Below are 26392 nucleotides of genomic sequence, written 5' to 3' on the forward strand. Positions count from 1 at the left end.
TGCGGCTTAGAAGCCGACGACCAGCGAGCCCATGAACGTGCGCGGTGCGCCGAAATAAGCGTTGCGGACGCTCGTGTTCGACAGGTTGCCGCTGAAGCCAGAGACATAGAGTTCGTCGAACAGGTTGGTCAGGTTGAACTGCAGGTAGGTGCGGTCGCCCACATTCGCAAAAGTGAGCGGCACGCGCAGGTCGAGATCGACAACCGTGTAAGCCGGAGTCTTCTCGCCATATACCTGGTAGTTGGTGACCACGTTGTTGAGCGTGTAGCTCTGCGTCACCGGCAGGTTGACGTCGTTGACGTAGCGCTCGCCGGTGCGCTTCGCTTGGATGCCGAACTGGAAGTAATCCAGGTTCAGCTCGGCGCGGCCGCCGAAGGTGTAGACCGGGGCGCCCGATTCACGCTTGCCGGCGGTTGCCGCGTAGATCGCCTGGCCAATGGCGGTGCAGCCATTGGCGCCGGCGGTCACGTTGGCGGCGGTGCACTCGCCGCTGACGACGTCGTCGCGGATCTTCGACTTCAGGTACGAACCATAGGCATACAGGCTCACCTGCCGGATCGGCTGGTAGGCGATGCTGCCGTCAATGCCGTACTTATCGACCGTGCCGAGGTTGCGGTAGATCGACACGTCCAGTTCGGGATCATAGGCCGAGGCGAGGCGGTTCTTGTACAGCGTGTACCAGCCCGCCAGCTGTGCCTGGATCTTGCCCGAGCGATAGCGCAGGCCCGCGTCGAAATTGTCGGTTTTCTCCGGGTTCGGCTTTGCACGGTCGTTGGTGACGGGGAAGGCGAACGACTGATACAGGTTATCCGTACCGGGCACCTGAAGGCCCTTCGAATAGTTCGCGAACACCGACAGCGACGGCGCGAGATCGAACGTGAAGCCGGCGCTCGGCAGCACCGCGCTGTAGTTGAACTCACGCTGCTGCGGAGCGGCGTAGGCCGGGTTGGCGGCCAGGAAGGCGGCCTGCGAGGCGGCGTCGTTGAAGCAATCGACGAAGCCGATGCCGCTGCCCGATTCCGAAACGCACAGGTTGTTCAGCTTGCGCTTGAAGAACGGAGCGCGGATGCCGGCGTTGACCTGAAGCGCGTCGCCAAAGAACTGGCCACGATATTCGCCCGAGACCTGGTCCAGGATCGCACGCGACCGACGGTTGCGCTTCTGCATCGGATCGCCTGAGGCGTCGAGCAGCGGAGTCAGCTTCGGGAAGACGTGCTGTGCGTAGCCGTTCTGCTGAAGCAGTCCGACTTCACCGGTCTGCTTGTGGATGCCGTAATCGTGCGTGTAGGCGATCCGGACCGTGTGCTGATCGTTGAGCTCGTAACGGAGCGACGAGATCAGGATGTAGCGGTTCGTCTCGGTGTGGCTCGGAGCGTAGACGGTGACGCCCTGGCCCGTGTTGGTGAGCGCGCCGGTCGCAACGTTACGGCCCGAACCGTCAATGATGTCGCGATCGCCGTTCAGGTCCACGCCGCCGAAATAGGGCTGACCACCGATATAGCCGAAGATCGGCGTGGTGATCGCAGCGCCGGCAGCACCGGCAGCGCGGGTGTAGAAGCCCTCATTGCCCTTGACGTCGCTCTTGCCGCCATTGGCGCGCGTGTAGGTGTAGCTAGGGTCGACGGTCAGCACCAGGCCATCTGCCAGCGTGAAGCGCGAGTTTGCACGCAGGTTGGCGGTGTTGGACGGGTTGAAGCTGTAGTCATACGCCGTGCCACAGCCGCTCGGGGTGTCGGCGACACCAGCCTGTGCCGTGTCGATCTGGCAACGGCCCTGGTCATAGAAGCGCTCGTCGCGCGATGTGGGGAAGCGGTTGCTGGTAGCGGTGCCGACGACGCGCGGCGTGGTGACCAGCGTCTGGTTCGGCGCAGTGCCTGCGACCGTGATCACGGTCGGATCGGTGCGCAGCACGCCCGAGGTGAAGTTCTGGTTGCGGCTGATATTCAGGTGGCCTGCGACCGCGACGAAGTCGCCATTGCCGCCGACCGGCTGATACAGCTTGGCGTTGTACTGGGCCTTGTCGACCTTCGACGCGCGATTGAACGGGTTCTCGTAGGACTGCGTGCTCGCCGAGAGCCAGGCGCGCGTGCCGAACGGAGTGAAGTTGCCGGTCTCGACCAGACCGAACACGCGGAACATGCTCCAGTCACCTGCCGAGCCGATCAGCTTGGCGTGGAAGTCTTCGCTCGGCGTGATGCTGCGATAATTGACGGTCGACCCCGTCGCGGCCGCGGTCGGGCTGTCGACGTCCGTCGAACCTAGGCTGACATTGACCTGCTCGATCAACTCGGGATCGAGCTGCTGGCTCGAATAGATCGCATAGTTGCCGGTGTCGTTGAGCGGGATGCCGTCGAACGTCTGCGAGATGCGGCTCGAATCGAAGCCGCGGATCGTCAGCGTGCCGCCCGACGAACCATAGGGATCGTTGTTCTGGAAGCTGACGCCCGGCATCTGGTTGATCACTTCGTTGATCGACTGACCCGGGACCTGGCGCTGGATGAATTCGCTGGTCAGGACCTGACGCGTCTTCGACGTGTCGGGAATCTGGACGCCGGCGACGTCCGACGAGCGGGCACCGGTGACGACAACTTCGGTTTCCTCGGCGTCGATCGTGCCGGTCGACTGCGCGAAGGCGCTCGCCGGAATCATCAGCGCGGCGAAAGCCACGCCAGCACAAAGCTTAGTGCGCATTAAATGTCCCTTTCGGTGTGCTCGCTGAGCACTGTCACGCGGTGAGCTTCACCGTCAGGCCCGGCCCATGGAAAGGATTTATGTCGACTCTATGACAGTCAATGGAACCGTTATGAACTCTGTGAGTTGCGCGCCGATTCGGTTGTGCTGCGTTGCAAAAAAGTCACGAAGCTGCGGCTGCGATCGTGCACCATTCGGCCTCGGTGATGACGCGGATACCCAGCTCCGCGGCCTTTTTGAGCTTCGACCCGGCATCGGGCCCCGCGACGACCAGATCAGTCTTCGCCGACACCGAGCCGGCGACTCGGGCGCCCAGCGATTCGGCCTGCGCCTTGGCCTCGTCCCGGCTCAGCGTCTCCAGCTTTCCGGTGAAGACGAGGGTCTTCCCGCTGACTTCGGATTCGCGGGTTTCCACTACGAAGTCCGGAGGCGTGACCTCGGCCAGCAGATCGTCCCATAGCGTACGGTTATGCGGTTCGTGGAAGAAGTCGGCAAGCGCGTGGCCGACCGCGGCGCCGACATTCTCGACGCCGATATGCTCCGCGATTGCCTTGTCCAGCCGTGCCTGGAACTTCTGGGAAGGTTCTCCGAGCACCGGGGCCATGCCGGCGCGCAGCGCGACGAGTTCGTCGGCCAGCACCTGAAGCGTGGGCAATTTGGCGTAGCGCTTGAGCAGGTCGCGCGCAGTGACGACGCCGATGTGGCGGATGCCCAGGCCGAACAGCAGCCGCACGGGATCCGGGCTGCGCTTGGCCTCGACCGCGGCGAGCAGGTTGTCGACCGATTTCTCTTTCCATCCCTCACGCCCCAGCAGGTCGTCGCGGTGTCCGGACAGACGGAAGATGTCGGCCGGCTCGGCGATCCACCCGAGATCCAGGAACTCGACGAGCGTCTTCTCGCCCAGCCCCTCAATGTCGAGCGCGCCGCGGCTGACGAAGTGCCGCAGCCGCTCCAGCCGCTGGGCAGGGCAGATCAGCCCACCGGTGCAGCGGATGTCGACCTCGCCTTCCTCGCGTACCGCTTCGGAGCGGCAATCGGGGCAATGGCTCGGGAAGGTCCACAGCTCGCGGACCTCGTCGCGCGTGAGGTTCTCGACGATCTGCGGGATCACGTCGCCGGCGCGCTGGAGCACGACGCGGTCGCCCGGGCGCACCCCCAGCCGCTCGATCTCGTCGGCGTTGTGGAGCGTGGCGTTGGTGACGACGACGCCGCCTACCGTCACCGGCTCTAGCCGGGCCACGGGAGTCAGCTTGCCGGTGCGCCCGACCTGGATGTCGATCCGCTGGAGCGTCGTCTGGGCGCGTTCGGCCGGGAATTTGTGGGCGATCCCCCAGCGCGGCGCGCGACCGACATAGCCGAGCCGCGTCTGCCAATCGAGCCGGTCGACCTTGTAGACGACGCCGTCGATGTCGAACGGCAGGTCGGCACGGCGCGCCTCGATCGCGCGGTACTGCGCCAGCGCCCCGTCGAGATCGAACGGGCCCGCGAACAGGTCGGAGACGGGAAAGCCCATCGTCCGGAGCGCGGCTACCATGTCGGCCTGGGCTTCGCCTGGCAGCGCACTGGTTTCGCCCCAGCCCCAGGCGAGGAAGCGCAGCGGGCGCGCCGCGGTGACCGCCGATTCCTTCTGGCGCAGCGAGCCGGCGGCGGCATTGCGCGGATTGGCGAACTGGCGTGCCTCCTTGCCTGCAGCCTCGGCCTCTGCGAGCAGCCGGGCGTTGAGCGCGGCGAAGGCATCCTTGGCCATATAGACCTCACCGCGCACCTCGAAGACTTCGGGCGCGCCTACCAGCGTTTGCGGCACGTCGGCGATCGTCCGTGCATTGGCGGTCACGTCCTCGCCCACGCGTCCGTCGCCACGGGTCAGCGCCTGGACGAGCGTGCCGTTCTCGTAGCGCAGCGAGCAGGACAAGCCGTCGATCTTGGGCTCGGCGGTCAGCGCCACCGGCTCGCCGTCCCCCAGGTTCAGGAAGCGGCGGACACGGCCGAGAAAGTCGGCGACGTCCTCGTCCGCGAACGCGTTGTCGAGGCTGAACATCTGACGCGCATGCGCGACCTTGGCCAAGTGCCCGGAGGGTGCCGATCCCACTTGCCGCGACGGGGAATCGGTCCGCACCAGTTCGGGGTAGCCAGCCTCGACCGCCGCATTGCGGCGCATCAGCGCGTCGTAGTCGGCATCGCTGATCTCGGGCGCATCCTCGCCATGATAGAGCCGGTTGTGGCGAGCGATCTCGGCGGCGAGCCGCTCCAGCTCGGCGGCGGCGTCTTCCTGGGTGCGGGGCAGCTCGGCGGTCATCGCGCCGGGTTAGGGGAGGGCGGCCCCGACGATCAAGCTTGATCGCACGCCCGCCGCCCGCGATGACGGGGCATGCGCGTTTTCAAGTTCGTCCTGGCCGTCCTGTTGTGGATCGTCGTCGCCTTCTGCCTGGCAGCGACGGTGCTCCCGCACTTCCTCGACCGCATCTATTACGAGGGGCCGGAGAGTGCGCACTATGACGGCGCCCGCTTCTTCAATCCCGATGGCGATGACGACCGACTCCGTACGCCGCAGGGCAGCGGCCGGTTCGGGTTCCTCGCCCGCTATCTGCTCGGCAATGATGGCCGCCCGGTGTGGCCCGAACGGGTTTCGGTGCGGGAGAGCAAGCCGGCCCCGCGAGTCGATGGGCAGGCGATGCGCGTCACTTGGGTTGGCCACGCCACGCTGCTGGTCCAGACCAACGGCCTCAATATCCTGACCGATCCGGTGTGGAGCGACCGCGCCGGGCCGCTGGGCTTCGGCCCGACGCGCGTGGCGGCGCCCGGCATCCGTTTCGACGATCTGCCGCGGATCGACCTCGTGCTCGTCAGCCATAATCACTACGACCATATGGACCTGGCGACGCTCAAGCGGCTGTGGCTGCGCGACCGTCCGCTGATCGTCACCTCGCTGGGCAACGACCGAGTGATGGCCGGAGCCGGGGTGCCCGCGCGGGCGCTCGACTGGGGGCAGTCGCTGGAGGTTCGCCCAGGCATGCGCGTGGCCGTCACCCGCAACCATCATTGGGGCAGCCGCTGGTTCTCCGACCGCAACCGCGCTCTGTGGTCCAGCTTCGTGGTCGAGCTGGCGGGCGGCAACTTCTTCTTTTCGGGCGACACCGGGCTGGGTGACGGCAAATGGCCCGCCGAAGCCGCGGCGCTGGGCCCGATCCGCCTTGCCGCCATACCGATCGGCGCATTCCGTTTCGAAGAGAAGCAGATGGCCGCGGGCAGCCATGTCGGCCCACTCGGCGCACTGCACATCTGGCAGGGGCTCGGCCAGCCTCAGGCGATCCCGATCCACTGGGGCACGTTCCGCCTGTCGCGCGAGGGCTATGACACGCCGCCGCGGCTTCTCGGGGCGATGCAACGTTGCGCGGGTGCCGACTCGCGCCGCTTTGCGCCAGTGGCAATCGGACGGCCGGTGGAGATCGCCCCGATGGGCAGCCCGGGTCCGTCGCCAGACTTCGCCAAGCTCGATGCCTGTGTTCGCGCGGGCCAGTTCGATGCCCTGCGCTAAGCGATGCGGATGACGGGCCGCTACGAGACCAGCATCGATCGCGCCGGGCTTGCGCTGGGCGCGGGAAGCCTGATGCTGGGGCTGGTCACGCTGTTGCTGCTTCTGCCCGACGGACGCCATGGCGCCCAGGCGCTTGCGCTCGGCTTCATCCTGGGCACTTTGCTGGGGGCGCTGGGGCTGGTCGCGGTCGCCGGCCCGCTGTGGCTCGTGCTCCATGTCGCCGGATTGCGCGGTCCGGTCACCGCCGCGCTGGCCGGTGCGGTCCTGACCGTCACGCTGTTCGTCGGGGCGCAGACCCATGGTTTCGGGCTGTTCGATCAGGCGACGACGGCCAGCGGCGCGGCGCTGTTCCGCTGGGTAAGCGCGCTGCTTACCGCCGGGCTGCTCGGCGTCCTGGCCGCAGGGATCGCGCTGGCGATGTGGGCCATCGCCTACCACCGGCGATAAGGCGCTGGTCAGGCGCGGGAACGCGTGCCCTTCACCTCAGGCAGCGGCGGGACAGGCTCCCACGCGCTTCCCCGTGGCCCGCAGCGTCAGCGCGATATACCCGGCCTGACCCGGCGCACCGGTCTTTTGATCCAGCGTCACGTCGAACCCGTTGGGCCCGGTCGTGCCCGAGGCATGGAGCACCGTATCCGGCGCGCCTTCCTTCTTGCAGGCGATGACCGCGTCCAGCTTGCCACCCTTGGACTGGTAGCGCGGATAGGTGCAGCTTCCCGCCACCTTTTCCAGCTGCGACAGGTCGATCGGCTTCAGCTCGTCCTTGGTCCGGCAGGCGGTCGACGCACGCTCGAGCCCCTTGATCGCCTGTTCCTGCGCCGCGCGGGCAGAAGCGGGCAGTCCCGATAGATCCGTCGACGCGACCCGAAGCGCCAGCGTCCACTTGCCCGGCGTCATCGCCGCCTTAGGCTGCGCTGCCTTGATCAGCGTCGACACTTCCTCCGTCGTGGCGTCGGTCGCGTCGATCTCACCGGTCTCGGCGGCGCGCTTCTCTTCGGCCGACTGACAGGCGGACAGCGCTAGCGCCGTGAGGGCAAGCAGGATGGTGCGCATCGAATTCGTCCCTGGATCTTGGTCGGCCCTCTCAGACGCGAAAAGCGGCGAATTTGCAACGGCGCATATGTTCTTGCTATGTTCTGATATCGATGCTATGGGTTACAGCAATCGGGGAGAGTCTCATGCAGATCTCGGCATCGCGGTGGCTGGCATCCTTCAAGGTTCCTCTAGCCGGCGGCCCGGCGAGGGTGGCGGCGGCCATGGCTGTGCTGTGCGTCCTGATGGCCCCGGCAGCTTCGGCGCTCTCGCCGCGAATGCCGGCTCAGGCCGCAGTGGCCCAGACGCCTTCTGAACCAGCGGCACCGGCGCAGTGCGCGCGGCGGAAGAAATGCCCACCCGCAGCGACGGTCGTCCTGAAGGCTCCGCCGATGCTGGAGCCGAAAGCGCGAGCCTCCGATCCGGCCGCCGCCGCGGCTGCGAAGCAGGCTTCGAAGGCGCGCGCACGGGAACGGCGGATGCAACGCGCCAGGCTCAAGCTGTTGGGCTCGGTCATGAACGAGATCGCCCAGCAACTGGCCAGTCTCGCCGATGGCGACCCCGAAGGCGTCTTCCTCTATGCCGAGGTCGGCAATGGATGGGTGACGCCGAGCGTGTTCAAGCCCGACGGGGACGTCGTCCGCTATCTCGAGTCCGATGACAGCGAGCTCCCCCTGTTGCTGCTCGAGGCCTGGTCTGCAGAGCCCGAGGACAGGCGCTGGTCGGTCATGGAGTATGACGTGAAGCAGGGCACGTTTTCGGTATCGTTCAAATATCCCGAAGAGGTCGATGTCGAGAAGATGGACCCTACCAACCGCGAGAAAGCGCTGCGCCTGCGCTTCGGCAAGAAGCAGGTGCTGTATCCGCCAACGGCACCGTCGACCTGACTCGAACACGCCGATTGCGGCACTGCGTCCCGCACCCAATATGGACTCCCGATGGCAATCCAGATCCGCACCACCCTCACCGAGCCCGAAACCGGCGAGAACTTCGTCCCGCATCGTCCCAACCGTCCGGAGAAGAGCGAGGGCGGCAAGCGCTTCAAGCTGATCAGCGATTATCAGCCTTCGGGAGACCAGCGTTTCGCGATTCCCGAGCTCGTAGAGCAGGCGCGTAACGGCGAGCGCGATCAGGTCCTGCTCGGCGTCACCGGATCGGGCAAGACTTATACGATGGCCAAGGTCATTGAGGAATTGCAGCGCCCGGCGCTGATCCTGGCCCCGAACAAGATCCTCGCCGCCCAGCTTTATGGCGAGTTCAAGAGCTTCTTCCCCGAGAACGCCGTCGAATATTTCGTCAGCTACTACGACTATTACCAGCCCGAAGCCTATGTCGCCCGGTCCGACACCTATATCGAGAAGGAAAGCTCGGTGAACGAGGCGATCGACCGGATGCGCCACTCGGCGACGCGGTCGCTGCTCGAACGCGACGACGTCATCATCGTCGCTTCGGTATCGTGCCTCTACGGCATCGGCTCGGTCGAGACCTATTCGGCGATGATCTTCGACTTGAAGAAGGGCCAGGTGGTCGACCAGCGCGAGATCATCCGCAAGTTGGTCGCGCTGCAATACAAGCGCAACGACGCGGCGTTCGCGCGCGGCAGTTTCCGCGTGCGCGGCGACAGCCTCGAGATCTTCCCGTCGCATTATGAGGATACCGCCTGGCGGGTCAGCTTCTTCGGCGACGATATCGAGGAGATCACCGAGTTCGATCCGCTGACCGGCAGCAAGGTGGCGACCCTGGACAGCGTCCGCGTCTACGCCAACTCGCACCACGTGACGCCCGGGCCGACGCTCAAACAGGCGATGGAAGCGATCAAGCATGAACTCGCCGAGCGACTCAAGGAGCTGGAGGCCGAGGGCAAGCTGCTCGAGCACCAGCGGCTGGAGCAGCGCACCAATTTCGATCTCGAGATGATCGCGGCGACGGGGAGCTGCGCGGGCATCGAGAATTATTCGCGCTTCCTCACCGGGCGGATGCCGGGCGAGCCGCCGCCCACCCTGTTCGAATATCTGCCCGAGAATGCGCTGCTGTTCGTCGACGAGAGCCACCAGACGATCGGCCAGATCAACGGCATGTCGCGCGGCGATCACCGCCGCAAGGTCACCCTCGCCGAATATGGCTTTCGCCTGCCTTCGGCGATCGACAACCGTCCGCTGCGCTTCAACGAATGGGACGCGATGCGTCCGCAGACCACCTATGTCTCGGCCACCCCGGGCGGGTGGGAGATGGAGCAGTCGGGCGGCGTCTTCGTCGAACAGGTGATCCGCCCCACCGGGCTCATCGATCCCCCCGTCGAGATCAAGCCGGTCGAGGAGCAGGTCCAGGACCTGATCGTCGAGTGCAAGAAGACCACGGCGCTCGGCTACCGCACGCTCGTCACGACGCTGACCAAGCGCATGGCCGAAGATTTGACCGAGTATATGCACGAGGCCGGGGTCAAGGTCCGGTACATGCACTCGGACACCGAGACGCTGGAGCGCATCGAGCTGATCCGCGACCTGCGGCTGGGCGTGTACGACGTGCTGATCGGCATCAACCTGCTGCGCGAGGGGCTGGATATTCCCGAATGCGGGCTGGTTGCGATCCTCGACGCCGACAAGGAAGGGTTCCTGCGTTCGGAGACCTCGCTGATCCAGACCATCGGCCGCGCGGCGCGCAACGTCGAGGGGCGGGTGATCCTCTATGCCGACCGCATCACCGGCAGCATGGAACGCGCGCTCGCCGAAACCGGCCGGCGCCGCGAGAAGCAGGAGGCGTACAATCTCGAACACGGGATCACGCCGACGACGATCAAGCGCAACATCGGCGACATCATCGCCCATGTCGCGTCGAAGGACGGGGTGCTGGTCGAGATTGACGAGGACCGGCCGCACATGGTCGGCCACAATCTGCGCGCCTATATCGAGGAGCTCGAGAAGAAGATGCGCAACGCCGCCGCGAACCTGGAGTTCGAGGAAGCCGGCCGCCTGCGCGACGAGATCCGCTCGCTGGAGGCCGAGGAGCTCGGGCTTCCCGCCAGCGAGCACAAGGCGCCGGTGATGGGCCGCTCGAACGAAGGCAAGCCGGGCACGCGCAAGACGCGCTACGGCAAGCAGCAGAAGATCCGGGCGAGCGGCACGCGCGGGCGGTGAACCGCCTCGCGCGGGGAGTTGCCTGACGCACGCGGGCGCTTGCAACGACGGCGTGAAAAAGGGCCGGCCCGCACACGCGAACCGGCCCCTCTTACCCGAAAACTCCCGAGCTTATTGCGGCTGCGGTGCCGGCGTCGTCGCCGGCTGCGGTGCCGCGGCACCCGTGCCCGCACTTGCGTCGCGGCCATTGCCCGCCGGCGCGGCGATGATCTCGGACGTGGTGCCGCCCTTGTCGACTACCGCGGTGTTCGGGCTGCCGGCATTGCTGCGCGCGCCGATATCGGCGCCGCTGCTGCCTGCCGCCTGAAGCGCCGCGCTCTCGCTGGCGCTGCGTGCGGCCGATCCGCCGAACAATGCGTCGAGCCCCTGGTCGGAAGCCTTGGTGTCCTGCGGGCGCGGGGCGCCAGGCTGCGGCGGCACCAGCGCGAAGTCGGGCGGGATCACCAGAGGCGCCTGGCGCGCGACGGCGAATTCGTCGGGACGGTTGCGGTTCATGCCGCTCTTGCCGCAGGCCGACAGCGAGGCGGCAAGCGCGATGCCGCTCGCGATGGTGATCAGCTTACGCATTGACTTCATTCTCCACAGGAGCCGGCTTGCCGGCCGGCGTATCGCGCACGAACAGGGCGCGGATCAACAGGATCAGCACGCCGATGGTAATCGCCGCATCGGCGACATTGAAGACCAAAAAGGGGCGCCAGTCACCAAAGTGCAAGTCGGCGAAATCGACGACATAGCCAATCCGGGTGCGGTCGAGGATATTGCCCAGCGCCCCGCCGAGCACCAGCCCCAGCGCGATGATGTCGGGCCGCTTCTTCTCGCGCAGCATCCACACGCACACCCCGACTGCGATCGCGCCCGTCAGCAGCACCAGCAGCCAGCGAGTCATCGCACCGCTGGCCGGCAGCAGCCCCAGCGACACGCCGATATTCTTGACGAAGCGCAGATCGAAGATCGGCAGCACCGTAAGCGACGCGTCCTGGACGTTCAGGCCCAGCGGACCGGTCACCCAATATTTGCTGACCTGATCGATCAGGAACACGGAGGCGGCGACGAGCAGCCCCAATCTGCGGTTCATGTTCATGCGTCCACCACCTGCGCGCAGCGGTCGCACAACGCGCCGTCCTCCGCAACTTCCGGCAGATGCCGCCAGCACCGGCCGCATTTAAGGCGATCGGTGGGCGTAACCGTGACCGCGTCGCCCGGCGTGACCTTGGACACGATGAAGAGCTCGGCAAGATCGCCGCCGGACAGCGGCATGTCGGGCGTCGTGACTTCGGCCTCCAGGCTGGAGCGCACCTTCTTCTCGCGCCGATAGGGCTCGATTGCCTCCGTCACGCGCTCGCGCAGCGCGCGGACCTGTGACCAGTCGGCCGACAGGGCGCCTTCGACCACCGGCACTTCGGGCCATTCGAGCAGATGCACCGAGTCCCCATCGCTCGGGAAGCGGGCCTGCCATACTTCCTCGGCAGTGAAGGCGAGGATCGGCGCGGCGTAGCGGACCAAAGCGTGGAACAGGATGTCGAGCACGGTGCGATAGGCACGGCGCTTGGGATCGCCAGGGGCGTCGCAATAGAGCGAGTCCTTGCGGATATCGAAGAAGAAGGCCGACAGGTCCTCATTGGCAAAGTCGGTCAGCGCCCGGCTGTAGCGATTGAACTCGAAGGCGTTGGCAGCGGCGCGCAGTTCGCCGTCCAACTCGCCCAGCCGTACCAGGACGTACCGCTCCAGCTCGGGCATCTCGGCGACGGGCAGCGTTTCCGCGTCGGTGAAGCCTTCCAGCGCACCGAGCAGATAGCGGAAGGTGTTGCGCAGCTTGCGATAAGTGTCGCCGGTGCCGGCGAGCACTTCCTTGCCGATGCGGACATCCTCGAAATAGTCGGTCTGCGCGACCCACAGGCGCAGGATATCGGCGCCGCTTTCGGCAATGATCTTGAGCGGGTCGACCACGTTGCCGAGCGACTTGGACATCTTCTTGCCCTTGCCGTCCAGTGCGAAGCCGTGGGTCAGCACCGCGTCATAAGGCGCGCGGCCGCGGGTGCCGGTGGACTCGAGCAGCGACGACTGGAACCAGCCGCGGTGCTGGTCCGACCCTTCGAGGTAGAGGTTGGCGCGGACGCCCTGGCCATAGCGCGCCTCGATCACGAAGGCATGAGTCGAGCCGCTGTCGAACCATACGTCGAGGATGTCGGTGACGACCTCGTAATCGGCTGCGTCATATTCGGAACCGAGCAGCGCCTGATGATCGGCCTGGAACCAGGCGTCCGCGCCACCAGCGCGGAAGGCTTCGAGGATGCGGGCATTGACCGCGGCGTCGCGCAGATAGTCGCCGGTGTGACGGTTGACGTAGAGCGCGATCGGCACACCCCAGGCGCGCTGGCGCGAGATCACCCAGTCCGGGCGTCCTTCGACCATCGAGCGAATGCGGTTCTCGGCGCGCTCAGGCACCCAGCGGGTCTGCTCGATGGCGTTCAGGGCAAGCTCGCGCAGGGTGGCGCCGTTGCTTTCCGGCACACCTTCTTCCTTCGAGTGCGACGCGCGGTCCATCGGGATGAACCATTGCGGCGTCGCGCGGAAGATCACCTTGGCCTTGGAGCGCCAGCTGTGCGGATAGCTGTGCTTGAAGTCGTCCGAGGCGGCGAGCAGCGCGCCGGCTTCGCGCAGATCGGTGCAGATCGGACCGTCGGACGCCGTGAACTTCTTGTTGATCACCGAACCCTGGCCGCCGAGCCACGCCCAATCGGCGCGGTAGAAGCCGGCGCCATCGACCGCGAATACGGGATCGAGGCCGTTGGCCTTGCACAGCAGGAAGTCGTCCTCGCCGTGGTCGGGCGACATATGGACCAGGCCGGTGCCGGCGTCGGTGGTGACGAAATCGCCGGCGAGTAGCGGGCGCGGCTTGGCGAAGAAGCCGCCGAGATGGTGCATCGGGTGGCGCGCGACCGCGCCTTCCAGCTGCGAGCCCTTGCCGCGCCAGACAACGCTATGATCGTGCGCGCCGACCCTCGACCAGAACTGTTCCAGCAGTTGTTCGGCAACAACGAAGTGGCTCGCGCGGTGGCGTTCTGCACTTCCCGATGCCGAATTGATGTGCACCAGGACGTAGTCAATATCCGGCCCATAGGCGAGCGCCTGGTTCACTGGAATCGTCCACGGCGTGGTCGTCCAGATCACCGCATGCGCGCCCTCCACGTCCGGCGCATTCGGCGCCGTGACGATCTCGAACGCCACGTCGATCTGGGTGGACGTGATGTCCTCATATTCGACTTCGGCTTCGGCGAGCGCGGTCTTCTCGACCGGCGACCACATCACCGGCTTGGCGCCGCGATATACCTGGCCGCTCTCGGCGAACTTCAGCAGCTCGCCGACGATCGTTGCCTCAGCCTCGAACTTCATGGTGAGGTATGGGTCTTCCCAATCGCCCATGATGCCCAAGCGCTCGAACTGGCCACGCTGCACCTGCACCCATTTCTCGGCATAGGCGCGGCATTCGGCGCGGAAGGCGACGGGGTCGACTTCGTCCTTGTTGAGCTTCTTGGCGCGGTAGGCTTCCTCGACCTTCCACTCGATCGGTAGGCCGTGGCAGTCCCAGCCGGGCACGTACGGCGCGTCCTTGCCCATCAGGCTCTGGCTGCGGACGATGATGTCCTTGAGGATCTTGTTCATCGCATGGCCCATGTGAATGTCGCCATTCGCGTAAGGCGGGCCATCGTGCAGGATGAAGCGTTCGCGGCCTTCGCGTTCGCGGCGCAGGCGGTCGTACAGGCCAATCTTCGCCCAGCGCTCCAGGATCGCGGGTTCCTTGGCGGCGAGGCCGGCCTTCATCGGAAAATCGGTCTTCGGAAGGAAGACGGTGTCGCGCCAGTCGCGCGGAGTGTCGTTGGTGTCGCTCATGAGTGCGCGCGGATTAAAGGAAGCGCGCGCGCTTGCAAAGGCGGAGTTGGCGGGCCTGACGATTCGGGGAGCAATCTGACTCCCGCTGGGAAAGGGAGGTGCTGACGGTGGGATACCCCCCATCGACGAACTATGCCGGAACAACCGGTGACACCCCTCCGACACGCTGCGCGCGCCACCTCCCCTTACAGGGGAGGATGTTGGGTTAGCAGCTTCCGCGCCTGGGCCGCGTCCTGGTCCATCTGGACCTTGAGCGCATCGAGGCTGTCGAACTTCGCCTCGGGCCGGAGATAGTCGATCAACGACACTTCGAGGCGTTGGCCATAAAGGTCGCCCGAAAAGTCGAAGAAGAAGCTTTCGAGCAGTTCCAGTGGCGGTTCGATGGTCGGGCGGATGCCGAGGTTGGCGACGCCGTCCAGCGCGCGCCCGTCGGGCAGCCGCGCTCGAACCGCATAGATGCCGTAGGCGGGGCGCAGATAGTTGGCGAGAACCATGTTGGCGGTGGGGTAGCCGAGCGTGCGGCCAAGTTGTGCACCACCTTCGACTACGCCCTCTATCGCAAAGGGGCGGGTGAGCAGACGGGCGGCGTCGCGGGGGCGGCCGGCGCGGAGATGCTCGCGGATGCGGCTGGAGGACACGGTCTCGCCGTCCAGGCTGACCGCTGCGACGATATCGGCGGAATAGCCGAGTTCGCGGCCCAGTTCCGCAAGCCTGGCCACATCGCCTTCGCGGCCCTTGCCGAAAGTGAAGTCGGCGCCCGTTACCACACCGCCCGCGCCGATCCGCGCGACCAGCCGCTCTTCGGCAAAGCCGCGCGCACTCAGGCTCGCCAGCCCTTCGTCGAACGGGAACACCAGCATCGCATCCGCCCCCGCCTGGGCGAACAGCCGCTCACGCTGGTCGAGCGTGGTGAGGCGGAAATGGTCGCTGGCAGGCCTGAAGAAGCGCTTGGGATGCGGATCGAAGGTGGCGACGATCGCTGGCCGCCCTTCGGCCTGGGCACGCGTGATCGCCTGGCCCACCACTGCCTGGTGGCCCAAGTGAAACCCGTCGAAATTACCCAGCGCGACGATCGCGCCTCTCAGCCGCGGCGGAACCGCCGAGCCACCGTCCAGCCGCTCCATGCGGGTGGCTATAGGGGGCATGGCCGGCGCTCGCTAGTGCGTCAGGCCCGTTCGAGCGTGACGAAGCTGTACGCCGGGCGATCGCCCTGCGCGGCGTGGGTCTCGCGTGCGACCTCCCGCCAGTCGGAGCCGAACGCGGGCACGCAGGCGTCGCCTTCGACATCGGCGTGGACTTCGGTCAATTCGATGCGATCGGCGCGGCCCAGGAACAGCGCGAAGACTTCCGCACCGCCGATCACCGCGACATCCTCGCCAGCCAGGACCAGCGCTTCCTCGGGCGAATGGGCGATCTCGCAACCCGCGGCCGACCAGCTAGGGTCGCGCGTGAGAACGATGTGCCGCCGGCCGGGCAGGGGGCTGGGGAAACTCTCGAACGTCTTGCGGCCCATCACCAGCGGCTTGCCCATGGTCTGGGCCTTGAAGCGCTTGAGGTCGGCGGGAAGGTGCCACGGCAACGCACCGTCGCGGCCAATGACGCCGTTGGTGGCGCGCGCTAGGTGGAAGGTGATCATATTCGATCCTCCCCAGAACGGGGAAGGGGACCATGCGAAGCATGGTGGATGGGGGGAGCCACGAAGGACTCGCCTGCGGCAAGCCCCCTCCACCACGCGCTGGCGCGCGCGGTCCCCCTCCCCGTTCCGGGGAGGATTGGAGACGTGCTCATATTGCCACCGGGGCCTTGATATGGGGTTGCGCCACGTAGTCGTGAATGGCGAAATCCTCATACTCGTACGTGTCGATCGATGGTGCCTTGCGCAGGATTTCGAGGCGCGGCAGCGGTCCCGGCGTGCGGTTCAGCTGCTCGCGCGCCTGGTCGAGATGGTTGGAATAAAGGTGGCAATCGCCGCCGGTCCAGATGAAATCGCCGACCTGCAACCCGGTCTGCTCGGCGAGCAGGTGCGTCAGCAGCGCGTAGCTGGCGATGTTGAAGGGCACCCCCAGGAAGATGTCGGCCGAGCGCTGGTAGAGTTGCAGGGACAGCTTGCCGTTGGCGACATGGCATTGGAAGAGGCAGTGGCACGGCGCCAGCGCCATCGCGTGCAGATCGCCGGGGTTCCATGCGGAGACCACCATGCGGCGCGAGGCGGGGTTGGTCTTCAGCGTCTCGATCAGTTCGGCGATCTGGTCGAGGTGGCGGCCGTCCGCCGTCTCCCAGTCGCGCCACTGCTTGCCGTAGACCGGGCCGAGATCGCCATTCTCGTCGGCCCATTCGTTCCAGATGCTGACCTTGCGGTCCTGCAGCCACTGCACGTTGGTGTCGCCGCGCAGGAACCATAGCAACTCGATCAGGATCGAGCGCAGGTGCAGCTTCTTGGTGGTGAGCAGCGGGAAGCCCTCGCTCAAGTCAAATCGCATCTGGTGGCCGAACACCGACCGCGTGCCGGTGCCGGTGCGGTCCATCGTTTCCGCACCGTGACGGAGCGCGCGCTCCATGAGATCAAGATATTGCCGCATGTGGCATGACTAGCGGCTGTGGCCGCGACGGAGCAAGGCCGTCGTCGATCCCTCCGCTGTGGATCAGGTCGGTATCCGGAACGGAGCGGAGCGCGCTTCGCGGGGCGGCCTGCGGCTGGCAGCTTCCTGCGGGTGTTGAACGGTGCGGCTACTTTTTTGCAAATATCCGACCCGGCGGTGGCGCAAGCGCTGTTTGCCGGGCTTGCTGGCGAAGCCGTCGAAGTGCTGGCCTTTGCCTATATCGGCAGCGACCGGGGACTGCTCGGGCTGCGCCATGCCCGCTCGCTATCGACCGCGAGCATGGCCGTTCCGATCCGCGACATCGCTGCCGATGCGCTCGCCTTCGACGCCTGCGCGGTAATCATGGCGCACAACCATCCGAGCGGGGATCCGACCCCCAGCACTGCGGACCGCGAGGCGACCCGGCTGCTTGCCCGGGCGCTCGACACGCTGGAGGTACGGCTGCTCGACCACCTGATCGTGGCGGCACGAGGCGTCACCAGCTTCCGGACGCTGGGGCTACTCTGAGCCCTGCTGCATCGCCGCCGGCGTGGCGCGCGCGCCGCTGCGGCAGGCCTTGATCATCATCGGCTCGGGGCGTTCACCTTCGGCCCGAAAGATCGCCAGATACCCGCCCGCGGAGGGCATCTGCCGCATCGACACCTGGCGGTATCCGGCGGCGGCGAATTCGCATTGGAGCAGGTCGGGGGGAGTGCCGTGCTGCTCGGTAGGCCGGTTGGCGTCGACCACGACGACCTGGCCTTCAGGCGCGAGCGACGGACGCAGACGCCACAGGAACTCGTACGGGCTTTCGATCTCATGGTACATATGCACCATCAGCACCCGGTCGAAGCTCCTCTCCGGCAGGCGGGGATCGGCGGGCAGGCCCAGCCGCACGCTGACATTGGCCAGCCGCTCGCGCACCACGCGCTCGCCTAGCCGCTCGATCACTTGCGGCACGATGTCCTCGGCGACGACGCGACCGTCCTTGCCGACACGCTGGCCCAGGCGGATCGTGTAATATCCTTCGCCCGCACCGATGTCGGCGACGGTCATGCCGCGCTTGATCCCGGCCAGGTTCATCACCTGGTCGGCTTCCTTCATCCGGTCGCGCGCTTCCTCGGTCGACCAGCGCGCCGAGACGATGCTCGCCACCGGCCGGTCTGCGGCGGGGAACCCGCTATGCGGGTCGGCACGCTTCGTGTCCGGATCCCGCGCCTGGCCGTCGCATGCGGCAAGCAGCGCGGCGGCGGCCAGGACAGCGCCCAGCCTCAATCGACGTCTTCCACCTGGACGGTTTCGCCGGTCACCCGCTGCGACAGCGCCGCGGCCATGAACGAGTCGAGCGCACCATCGAGCACGTCGGACGGCGCAGTCGACGTGACGCCGGTGCGCAGATCCTTCACCAACTGGTACGGCTGGAGAACGTAGGAGCGGATCTGATGGCCCCAGCCGATGTCGGTCTTGGTTGCGTTCTGCGCGTCGGCCACTGCCTCGCGTTCGGCCAGTTCGCGTTCGTACAGGCGGGCGCGGAGCTGGTTATATGCCTCGGCCTTGTTCTTGTGCTGCGAACGCTGGTTCTGGCACTGCACGACGATGCCGGTGGGCAAATGGGTGATGCGCACCGCCGAATCGGTGGTGTTGATGTGCTGCCCGCCGGCGCCCGACGCACGGTAGGTGTCGATGCGCAGCTCGCTCTCGTTGATCTCGATGTCGATATTGTCGTCGATCACCGGATAGACCCACACCGAGGAGAAGCTGGTGTGCCGCCGCGCCGCGCTGTCATAGGGCGAGATGCGGACAAGGCGGTGCACGCCGCTCTCGGTCTTGGCATAGCCGTACGCGTTCTCGCCCTTGATCAGCAGCGTGGCTGACTTGATCCCCGCCTGCTCGCCGGCGTGATAGTCGACCAGCTCGACCTTCAGCCCGCGCCGCTCTGCCCAGCGGGTGTACATGCGCAGCAGCATGCCCGCCCAATCCTGGCTCTCGGTTCCGCCGGCGCCCGAGTTGATCTCGACATAGGTGTCGTTGGTGTCGGCTTCACCCGACAGCAGGGCGACGACCTTGTCCTTCTCGGCGCGCTCGGCAAGCGCGGCGAGCGCGGCGGTGCCGTCGTTCGCCATCTCCTCGTCGCCTTCGGCCTCGGCCATCTCGATCAGCTCGACAGTGTCGCTCAGCTCGCTTTCGATGGCCCGGGTCGCGCCGATCGATTCGTCCAGCCGGCGACGTTCGCGCATGACGTCCTGCGCGGCCTTGGCGTCGTTCCAGAGGGTCGGATCCTCGACCCGCGCGTTGAGTTCATCCAGGCGGCGCAGCGCGCGATCCCAATCGAGGGAACGGCGAAGCAGCGCCAGGGCTGCCTGGATCTGATTGACGTGAGCCTGCGCTTCGGCGCGCATGTTGTGAAACCTTTCAAAGCCTGACGCCGCCCCGTCGACTGGGGGTGACGGCGGTAGATATAAGACGCCGCTAGTAGATTCCGCCCTCGCGTTGCAAGAAATCGCTGTCGCTCTGGCGCTCCGCCTTGGGGGCGGCCTTGGGAGTGACGGCCTTCGCCTTCTGCGCTTCTTCCTGTTCCATCGTGCGGCGGCCGCGCCGCGGCTCCACCTCGGGCTTGAAGGCTTCCCAGATGATCGGCGACAGCGGATCGTTCGATGGCCAGCCGCCGGACACCTTGCGCCCGCTCGCCCGGTCGATCCTGACCATGCGGATGCCACGAGGCGCGGTGAAGGGCAGCTTGTCCATACCCTCGAACGCGGGAATGGCGAACTGCTTGAAGATCGGCGCGGCGATCGATCCGCCCTGGGCATAGCCGCCCAGATTGGTCGGCGAATCATAGCCGAGATAGAGGCCGGCGATCATCTGCGCGGCACCGCCCACAAACCACACATCGGTGGGGCCATTGGTGGTGCCCGTCTTGCCCATCAGCGGACGGTCGAGGTCGCGCAGCACAGTGGCGGTGCCGCGCTGGATCACACCCTCGGTGATGTGGACGATCTGGTACGCACTCATCGGATCGACCAGCTGCCGGGCGCGCCGTATCGGACGCGGCATCGCCCCGCCGTTCCAGTCGCGCGCGTTGCACCCGTCGCAGGCGCGCCAGTTCTCCGGCCAGATCACCTGCCCGTGGCGGTCCTGAACGAAATCGATCACGGTGGGATCCAGCGCACGGCCATGGTTCACCAGGATCGAATATGCGTTGACCATGCGCTGCACGGTGGTTTCACCCGCGCCAAGCGCATAGCTGAGATAAGGCGGGAACTTGTTCTTGGTCACGCCGACCCGCTGGATCAGGTCGACCACCGGTTCCATGCCGATGCGGTTGGCGACCTGCACCGTCATCAGGTTGCGCGACTGCTCCACGCCCCAGCGCAGCGTCTTGGGCCCCGCGCTGCGCATGTTGCCGAAGTTGCGGAAGCATTTCTGCCCCAGATTGGCGCCCTGCCACACGCAGAACGGGCCATCCACGACGATCGTCGCCGGCGTCAGGCCACGCTCCATCGCCGCGGCATAGACCAACGGCTTGATGGTGGAGCCGGGCTGGCGCATCGCCTGAGTGGCGCGGTTGAACGACTGAATACGCGAATCGAAGCCGCCCTGCATTGCGAGCACGCGGCCGGTGCGAGGGTCTTCGACGACCATGCCGCCAGAAACCTTGGGTACCGAGCGGAGCGACCAGGCTCCGCCCGCCGGCGCCACCGCCAGAATGTCGCCCGGCTGGATCGCCGAAAAGGCTTCGCCGCCCTTGCCGCGCACCGGCATGAGAGCGCCCGAGCGGGGCAGACGACTGGTCTGGCCGTTGTCGAAGCCGATCTCCCAGCTGTCGCCGTCGCGCGCGATCACGATCGCCGCACGCCAGTCTTCATAGTCCAGGCCGATATTGGTGTTGAGGAAGGTCTGCAGCCAGCTGCCGCCGATCTCCTTGTGCGCCAGCGGCCCGCTCCAGCCGCGCGCCCGGTCGTAGCGGAGAAGCCCGTCGCGCAGCGCCTTCTGTGCAAAGCCCTGGAGCCGCGGGTCGAGCGAGGTGCGTACCCACAGCCCACCCTGATAGACGCTGTACGGCCCGGAGTCGGATTTCTCGCCAAACTTGCCGAGTAGCTGGCGGCGGACTTCCTCGATGAAATAGCCGCCGACGCGCTCGAACTTGGGCGTCTGGCGCCGCACCGTGCCCAGCGGCGCAGCGACGGCGTCCGCGTGCTGCGAAGCATCGATATAGCCATTGGCCAGCATCTGCCCCAGCACCCAATTACGGCGTTCCAGCGCGCGATCCATGTGGCGGTCGGGATCGTAGTTCGCCGGACCCTTTGGCAGGATCGCCAGATACGCCATCTGCGGCAGAGTCAGCTGTTCAAGCTCCTTGCCGAAATAGGCCTCACTCGCCGCCGCCACGCCGCCGGCGTTGCGGCCTAGCTCGATGGAGTTGAGGTACAGTTCGAGGATCTGCTCCTTGGAAAGCGTGTCCTCCATCTTCCAAGCAAGGATGCCCTCCTTGGCCTTGCGCACATAGCTGGCCTCATCCCCCACGAGCAGGTTCTTGGCGACCTGCTGGGTGATGGTCGACGTGCCCCGCGGCGTCGAACCGCTGGTGATGCCCTGATAGGCGGCACGTACCAGACCGGGGAAATCGACGCCGTGGTGCTCGAAGAACGTCTTGTCCTCGGCCGACAGGAAGGCGCCGACCAGCAGCTTTGGATATTCCGGGAAGCTGAGCTGGACGCGCCGCTCGCGGGCATAGCTGTGGATCGGGGTGCCATCGGCGGAACGGACATTGGTCGGCAGCGGCGGCTCATAGGTGCGCAGCGCGTCGACCGAAGGCAGGTTGCGGGCGAACAGAAGCCACAGCAGCAGGATGCCGATGCCGGCGAGCAGTGCCAGCACCGCCAGCACGCGGAACCACCAGCGCCGCCGTAGCTGCCCGAAAAAGCCGTGTACGCCGCTCAGGCCACGCCTGATCCGTACCGTTTCGCCCGAAGTGTCGCCGTCCGCCATCTGCCGCGCGGTGTAGCAAGTTTCAGCCACGATGAAAGCCGATCAGCACGCCCGTATGTCTAATCGCTCGGTTCGCCCGCCGGGACCATAGCTACGGATGCGCTCAGCGTGCCGCCATCCGCGTGGCGAAATGGATTTGCACCGCCTTGCGCACACTCTCGGCCACCTTGGCGGGTCCTTCGGGCGAGGCCAGAAAGTCGGCGTCGGCGAGATTCGAAATATACCCGGTTTCGAACAGCACCGATGGCATGTCCGGCGCCTTGAGCACGATCAGCGACGCCATGCGGTGGTAATTGGCCTTGATCGGAATCAGCGGCTTCGCCTCGCGTCCGAGCAGGCGGGCGAAGTTCGCGGACGTGTTCATCGTCTCGCGCTGGGTGAGGTCGATCAGGATCGACGAGATGTCCGGGCTCGCGCCGCCCAGATCGACTCCGGCGATGATGTCTGCCTTGTTTTCGCGCGCCGCCAGGCGCGCCGCTTCCTTGTCGGAGGCGACTTCGGACAAGGTGTAGACGGTGGCCCCGGTGGCTTCCGGATTGGCGGCACTGTCGCAGTGAATCGAGATGAACAGATCGGCCTTGAGCCGGCGCGCCAGGCCGAAGCGCTCCTGGAGTACCAGGAAGCGGTCGTCGGCGCGGGTCAGCGCCACGCGCACCCGGCCCGAGGCGAGCAGCTCGTTCCTGATCGCCTGGGCGATGCGCAGGGTCACGTCCTTCTCGCGCAGGGTGCCATCGGGTGACAACGCGCCCGGGTCATGTCCGCCATGCCCCGCATCGATCACCACCAGCGGCCGATCGGCGTCACCATAAACCCGGGGCAGGGGCGACCTGGCGGTGCGCCTTGGCACCGGCATCGACACCGAATAGCGGTGGCGCGCCGCCGGCTGCAAAAAGGTGAAAGGCGGCAGGAAGCTCATCCGCCGCTCGGCCGCGGCGCGGGCGAAGCGTTCGTCATCGACCGTCTTGATCTGCAGCGTGAGTGTGCGGCCGTCGGGACCGAACCGGCCTTCAGTGACGATCGCAGGCCGCGCGAGATCGAATACGATCCGCGCGCCGCCTTCCCCCTGCGCGCCTTGCCGGATCTTCGCCACGGGTCCGTCGGCATAGGTTCGGCTGCCCGGTTCCGTCCCGTCGACGTCCAACGCGATACGCTGTGGCGCGGCCAGCACGAAGCTGCTCGCCTTCGCGACCGGGGCGTCGAACGTGATGACGATGGAGTCGCCGCGTACGCGCACTTCCTGAACGACGCCTGCCCAGCTCGGAGCGCCGGTCAACCAACCGGAGAGCAAGGCAAGCAAGAACAACACCCGCGCGATATGCCGCGCAGGGGCCGTGGGGGTCCAGCACAAATCCATGCTTTGCTACTCGATACGCGTCTATCTGACGCGCTCGGCTCTACGTGCGGGCGCTCAAAAGCCGGTTAAGCCGCAGGGTTAATCATGGCGAAACCTTCGCGTGAGAGGATCAGGAATTGCCCGTACTTTCCCCGGAACAATCATTCGGTTGCGCATAGTTGCCGCACGGTGCGGGGGGTGCTAGGCAGTTCGTTATCCCGATCCTGGTATCGGGACCTACCCGCGGCCATCCGCCGTGACAGTTCAGGTTGACGCTCGCATGAGGCAATTTCCCCACCGTCCGCTTCGCCAGGCTTTTGCCGGCAGCGCGGCCGTGGTGGAGCCAGTGGACCGCCGGTCCGCGCGTGCCCGTGCAGCAACAGCATCTTTTCAATCCAGCGACACCGTGGCCGGAATGGCCGGCCCGGGTCGCGTTCAATATCGCGCGCACGCGCCCCAGCCCTTCAGGGACATGAGCCGGCGCGCCCGGAGAACATTCAATGACCATGCGTATGCTGATCGACGCACGCCACCGGGAGGAAACCCGCGTGGCTGTCGTCAAAGGGAACCGGATCGAGGAATTTGATTTCGAGTCCGCCGAGCGCAAGCAGCTCAAGGGCAATATCTACCTAGCCAAGGTTACCCGCGTCGAGCCGTCGCTTCAGGCGGCGTTCGTCGATTACGGCGGCAACCGCCACGGCTTTCTCGCTTTCAGCGAAATTCACCCCGACTATTACCAGATTCCCAAGGAAGACCGCGAAGCACTGCTGCGCGAAGAGGCCGAGCATGCCGCCGAGGAAGCCGCACTGCGCGCCCAGGAAGACGGCGACGACGACTATGACGATCACCTGGAGGCGGATGCCGACGGTGAGGACGGCGTGGAAGTCGTAGAGCGTCCGGGCGACGACGAGGACGACTCCGAGCACGACGAAGCCTCCGAGGAAGGCGGTGAAGAACGTGGCCGCGGCCGCCGCCGCGGCAAGCGCAGCGGCAATGGCGACGAAGCCGACGCACTGCGTCAGCGCCGCATGAACCTGCGCCGCCGCTACAAGATCCAGGACGTGATCCGCCGCCGCCAGGTGCTGCTGGTCCAGGTCGTCAAGGAAGAGCGCGGCAACAAGGGCGCGGCGCTGACCACCTATCTGTCGCTCGCCGGCCGCTATTGCGTGCTGATGCCGAACACCGCGCATGGCGGCGGCATTTCGCGCAAGATCAGCTCGGCCGCCGACCGCAAGCGCCTCAAGGGCATCATGGCGGACCTCAAGCTGCCGCCCTCGATGGGCTGCATCGTCCGCACTGCCGGGCTTCAGCGCACCAAGACCGAGATCAAGCGCGACTTCGATTATCTCGCCCGGCTGTGGGACGGGATACGCGAGGAGACGCTGAAGTCCTCGGCGCCCGCGCTCGTCTATGGTGATTCGGATCTGCTCAAGCGCGCGATCCGCGACATCTACAACAAGGATATCGACGAGGTGATCGTCGAAGGCGAGGATGGCTATCGCCAGGCCAAGGAGTTCATGCGGCTGCTGATGCCCAGCCATGCCCGCAAGGTGAAGCAATATGCCCATGCCGTGCCGCTGTTCCAGCGCGCCGGGGTCGAGGACCAGCTCTCGGCGATGTACCATCCGGTGGTGCAGCTCAAATCGGGCGGCTATCTGGTGATCAACCCGACCGAGGCCCTGGTCTCGATCGACATCAACTCGGGCCGCTCCACGCGCGAGCACAATATCGAGCAGACCGCGACCCAGACCAATCTCGAGGCCGCCCAGGAAATCGCCCGCCAGCTTCGCCTGCGCGACATGGCCGGCCTGGTGGTGATCGATTTCATCGACATGGATCACTCGTCCAACGTCCGTAAGGTCGAGAAGGCGATGAAGGAGGCGCTGAAGAACGATCGCGCCCGCATCCAGGTCGGCCGCATCTCGGCATTCGGCCTGATGGAAATGAGCCGCCAGCGCCTGCGCACCGGCGTGCTCGAAGCTTCGACCCGCACCTGCCCGCATTGCGAGGGTTCGGGCCTGGTCCGTACCGCGTCGTCGGCTGGCCTATCGGCACTGCGCATGATCGAGGACGAGGCTGCCCGCGGCCGCGGCTCGCAAATCACGCTGCGCGCCAGCCAGGAAGCCGCCTTCTATTTGCTCAACCGCAAGCGCGCCGAACTGGCCGAGATTGAGGACCGCTATGGCGTGCTGGTCGAGGTCGTGGCCGATGGGGAGATCGAGGGTGCGCGCATGTCGGTGGAGGCTGCTGGGCCGCCGCCCGCCTATGCGCCGAAGATCGAGCAGCTGATCGAAGAGCCCGAGGAAGAAGAGTACGTCGAGGAGATCGACGAAGACGAAGAGGAAGAAGGCGAGGCGGAAGCCGAGGCCGAAGCCAAGGCACCGCGCCAGCGCGAAGATGCAGAGGGCGAGGGTGAAGGCCGCGGTAAGCGTCGTCGCCGCCGTCGCGGGCGTGGCCGTCGCGGTCGCGAGCACGAAGCCGGTGGTGAAGAAGAAGCCGCCGACGGCGAGTCCGACGCCGACTCCGGTGAAGACGAGGCGGAGGAAGCCGTCGAGGTGGCGGCCGACGCGGAGCCGCGTGGCGAGGAAGAGAGCGAAGCCGGCCGCAAGCGCCGCCGTCGTGGCCGCCGGGGCGGTCGCCGTGGCGCGGCTGGTGCCGAGGAGGCAGTTGCCGATGCCGCGGGAGCCGTGGAGGACGAGCCAGCACCCGCGGCCGAGCCGGCACGCGATGCCGAGCCGGTAATCGAGGCCCCGCAGGCCGAGGAAGCCGAGCCCGCGCCCAAGCCGAAGCGCAGCCGCCGCAAGAAGGCCGATCCGGCCGCAGAGGCTCCGGCCGAGGCAGCGCCGGTCGAAGCGGTAACGCAAGCGCCGGAAGCGGAAGAGCCTGCGGCCAAGCCGAAGCGCACTCGCCGCAAAAAGGCCGATGCGATTGCCGAAGCCGTAACTGCCGAAGCTCCCGCCGAAGCGGAACCGGCTGCCGAGCCCGCGCCCAAGCCCAAGCGCACTCGCCGCAAGGCTGCGGCCGCGGCGCCGGCAGAAGCAGCGCCCGAAGCGGAAGCCGAAGCACAGGTGCCCGAAGCCGATGTCGCGCCCGAGGCCGCAGCACCGTCCGAGGGCGATGAAGGCGCCACCGAAGAGGCCGGCGACGGACAGTCGCCGCGCCGCGGCTGGTGGCAGCGCACCTTCGGCGCCTGATCTGGAATCGGGAG

At 66.4% G+C, this 26392-nt stretch carries 19 protein-coding genes; 6 read left to right on the top strand and 13 right to left on the bottom strand.

Going from position 1 to position 26392, the window contains the following annotated elements:
• Positions 1 to 6: 6 nt before the first annotated feature.
• Positions 7 to 2691, bottom strand: coding sequence for a TonB-dependent receptor (locus tag LZ586_RS13590; RefSeq protein WP_235076816.1), 2685 nt, complete (start codon positions 2689 to 2691; stop codon positions 7 to 9).
• Between the two features lie 163 nt (positions 2692 to 2854).
• Positions 2855 to 4987 (bottom strand): NAD-dependent DNA ligase LigA, encoded by a 2133-nt coding sequence (ligA, locus tag LZ586_RS13595; RefSeq protein ID WP_235076817.1) that lies wholly within the window; start codon positions 4985 to 4987, stop codon positions 2855 to 2857.
• 72 nt (positions 4988 to 5059) lie between these two features.
• Here ligA and LZ586_RS13600 point away from each other — a divergent pair, with 72 nt between their 5' ends.
• Together LZ586_RS13600 and LZ586_RS13605 are read left to right on the top strand one after the other, a co-directional pair.
• Complete coding sequence (locus LZ586_RS13600) at positions 5060 to 6226, top strand: MBL fold metallo-hydrolase (protein WP_235076818.1); 1167 nt, start codon at positions 5060 to 5062, stop codon at positions 6224 to 6226.
• Between the two features lie 9 nt (positions 6227 to 6235).
• The gene (locus LZ586_RS13605; RefSeq protein ID WP_235076819.1) at positions 6236 to 6673 is read left to right on the top strand and encodes a hypothetical protein; all 438 of its coding nucleotides are present in this window, start codon (positions 6236 to 6238) and stop codon (positions 6671 to 6673) included.
• Positions 6674 to 6709: 36 nt separating this feature from the next.
• Here LZ586_RS13605 and LZ586_RS13610 read toward each other — a convergent pair whose 3' ends face one another.
• Positions 6710 to 7279, bottom strand: coding sequence for a DUF3617 domain-containing protein (locus LZ586_RS13610; RefSeq protein ID WP_235076820.1), 570 nt, complete (start codon positions 7277 to 7279; stop codon positions 6710 to 6712).
• Positions 7280 to 7737: 458 nt separating this feature from the next.
• On the opposite strand from LZ586_RS13610, the gene LZ586_RS13615 reads away from it, so the two are divergent.
• Both LZ586_RS13615 and uvrB read left to right on the top strand, forming a co-directional pair.
• A complete protein-coding gene (locus tag LZ586_RS13615) occupies positions 7738 to 8145 on the top strand; it encodes a hypothetical protein (RefSeq protein WP_235076821.1) in 408 nt (135 codons plus the stop codon).
• A gap of 51 nt (positions 8146 to 8196) precedes the next feature.
• Positions 8197 to 10392 carry an excinuclease ABC subunit UvrB gene (uvrB, locus tag LZ586_RS13620; protein ID WP_235076822.1) on the top strand — a complete coding sequence of 732 codons (2196 nt, stop codon included), beginning with the start codon at positions 8197 to 8199 and terminating at the stop codon, positions 10390 to 10392.
• 111 nt (positions 10393 to 10503) lie between these two features.
• Here uvrB and LZ586_RS13625 read toward each other — a convergent pair whose 3' ends face one another.
• The 6 genes from LZ586_RS13625 to LZ586_RS13650 form a co-directional block, all read right to left on the bottom strand.
• Positions 10504 to 10959: a DUF3035 domain-containing protein gene (locus LZ586_RS13625; protein ID WP_235076823.1), complete on the bottom strand. Its 456-nt coding sequence runs from the start codon at positions 10957 to 10959 to the stop codon at positions 10504 to 10506.
• Positions 10952 to 11467: a signal peptidase II gene (lspA, locus tag LZ586_RS13630; protein ID WP_413777290.1), complete on the bottom strand. Its 516-nt coding sequence runs from the start codon at positions 11465 to 11467 to the stop codon at positions 10952 to 10954. The genes LZ586_RS13625 and lspA overlap by 8 nt, the downstream gene beginning before the upstream one ends.
• Before the next feature lie 2 nt (positions 11468 to 11469).
• Positions 11470 to 14283: an isoleucine--tRNA ligase gene (gene ileS / locus LZ586_RS13635; RefSeq protein ID WP_235076825.1), complete on the bottom strand. Its 2814-nt coding sequence runs from the start codon at positions 14281 to 14283 to the stop codon at positions 11470 to 11472.
• Positions 14284 to 14468: 185 nt separating this feature from the next.
• Positions 14469 to 15407 (bottom strand): bifunctional riboflavin kinase/FAD synthetase, encoded by a 939-nt coding sequence (locus tag LZ586_RS13640; RefSeq protein WP_235076826.1) that lies wholly within the window; start codon positions 15405 to 15407, stop codon positions 14469 to 14471.
• A 41-nt stretch (positions 15408 to 15448) separates the two neighbouring features.
• The gene (locus LZ586_RS13645; RefSeq protein ID WP_235076827.1) at positions 15449 to 15919 is read right to left on the bottom strand and encodes a dihydrofolate reductase; all 471 of its coding nucleotides are present in this window, start codon (positions 15917 to 15919) and stop codon (positions 15449 to 15451) included.
• 148 nt (positions 15920 to 16067) lie between these two features.
• Positions 16068 to 16862 (bottom strand): thymidylate synthase, encoded by a 795-nt coding sequence (locus LZ586_RS13650; RefSeq protein WP_235076828.1) that lies wholly within the window; start codon positions 16860 to 16862, stop codon positions 16068 to 16070.
• 177 nt (positions 16863 to 17039) lie between these two features.
• Between LZ586_RS13650 and LZ586_RS13655 the strand changes: the two genes are divergently transcribed.
• A complete protein-coding gene (locus LZ586_RS13655) occupies positions 17040 to 17390 on the top strand; it encodes a JAB domain-containing protein (protein WP_235076829.1) in 351 nt (116 codons plus the stop codon).
• Here LZ586_RS13655 and LZ586_RS13660 read toward each other — a convergent pair.
• From LZ586_RS13660 to LZ586_RS13675, 4 genes are all read right to left on the bottom strand, one after another.
• Complete coding sequence (locus tag LZ586_RS13660; RefSeq protein ID WP_235076830.1) at positions 17382 to 18137, bottom strand: class I SAM-dependent methyltransferase; 756 nt, start codon at positions 18135 to 18137, stop codon at positions 17382 to 17384. The two genes, LZ586_RS13655 and LZ586_RS13660, sit on opposite strands and share 9 nt — an antisense overlap.
• Positions 18134 to 19261: a peptide chain release factor 2 gene (gene prfB / locus LZ586_RS13665; RefSeq protein WP_235076831.1), complete on the bottom strand. Its 1128-nt coding sequence runs from the start codon at positions 19259 to 19261 to the stop codon at positions 18134 to 18136. Before prfB ends, LZ586_RS13660 begins: the two co-directional genes overlap by 4 nt.
• A gap of 70 nt (positions 19262 to 19331) precedes the next feature.
• Positions 19332 to 21851 (bottom strand): penicillin-binding protein 1A, encoded by a 2520-nt coding sequence (locus tag LZ586_RS13670; protein ID WP_235079816.1) that lies wholly within the window; start codon positions 21849 to 21851, stop codon positions 19332 to 19334.
• 103 nt (positions 21852 to 21954) lie between these two features.
• Positions 21955 to 23205, bottom strand: coding sequence for an N-acetylmuramoyl-L-alanine amidase (locus tag LZ586_RS13675; RefSeq protein ID WP_413777291.1), 1251 nt, complete (start codon positions 23203 to 23205; stop codon positions 21955 to 21957).
• Between the two features lie 479 nt (positions 23206 to 23684).
• On the opposite strand from LZ586_RS13675, the gene LZ586_RS13680 reads away from it, so the two are divergent.
• A complete protein-coding gene (locus LZ586_RS13680; RefSeq protein ID WP_235076833.1) occupies positions 23685 to 26378 on the top strand; it encodes an Rne/Rng family ribonuclease in 2694 nt (897 codons plus the stop codon).
• Positions 26379 to 26392 lie beyond the last annotated feature (14 nt).

It is taken from the genome of Sphingomonas sp. S2-65, from assembly GCF_021513175.1.
Taxonomy (GTDB): Bacteria; Pseudomonadota; Alphaproteobacteria; order Sphingomonadales; family Sphingomonadaceae; genus Sphingomonas.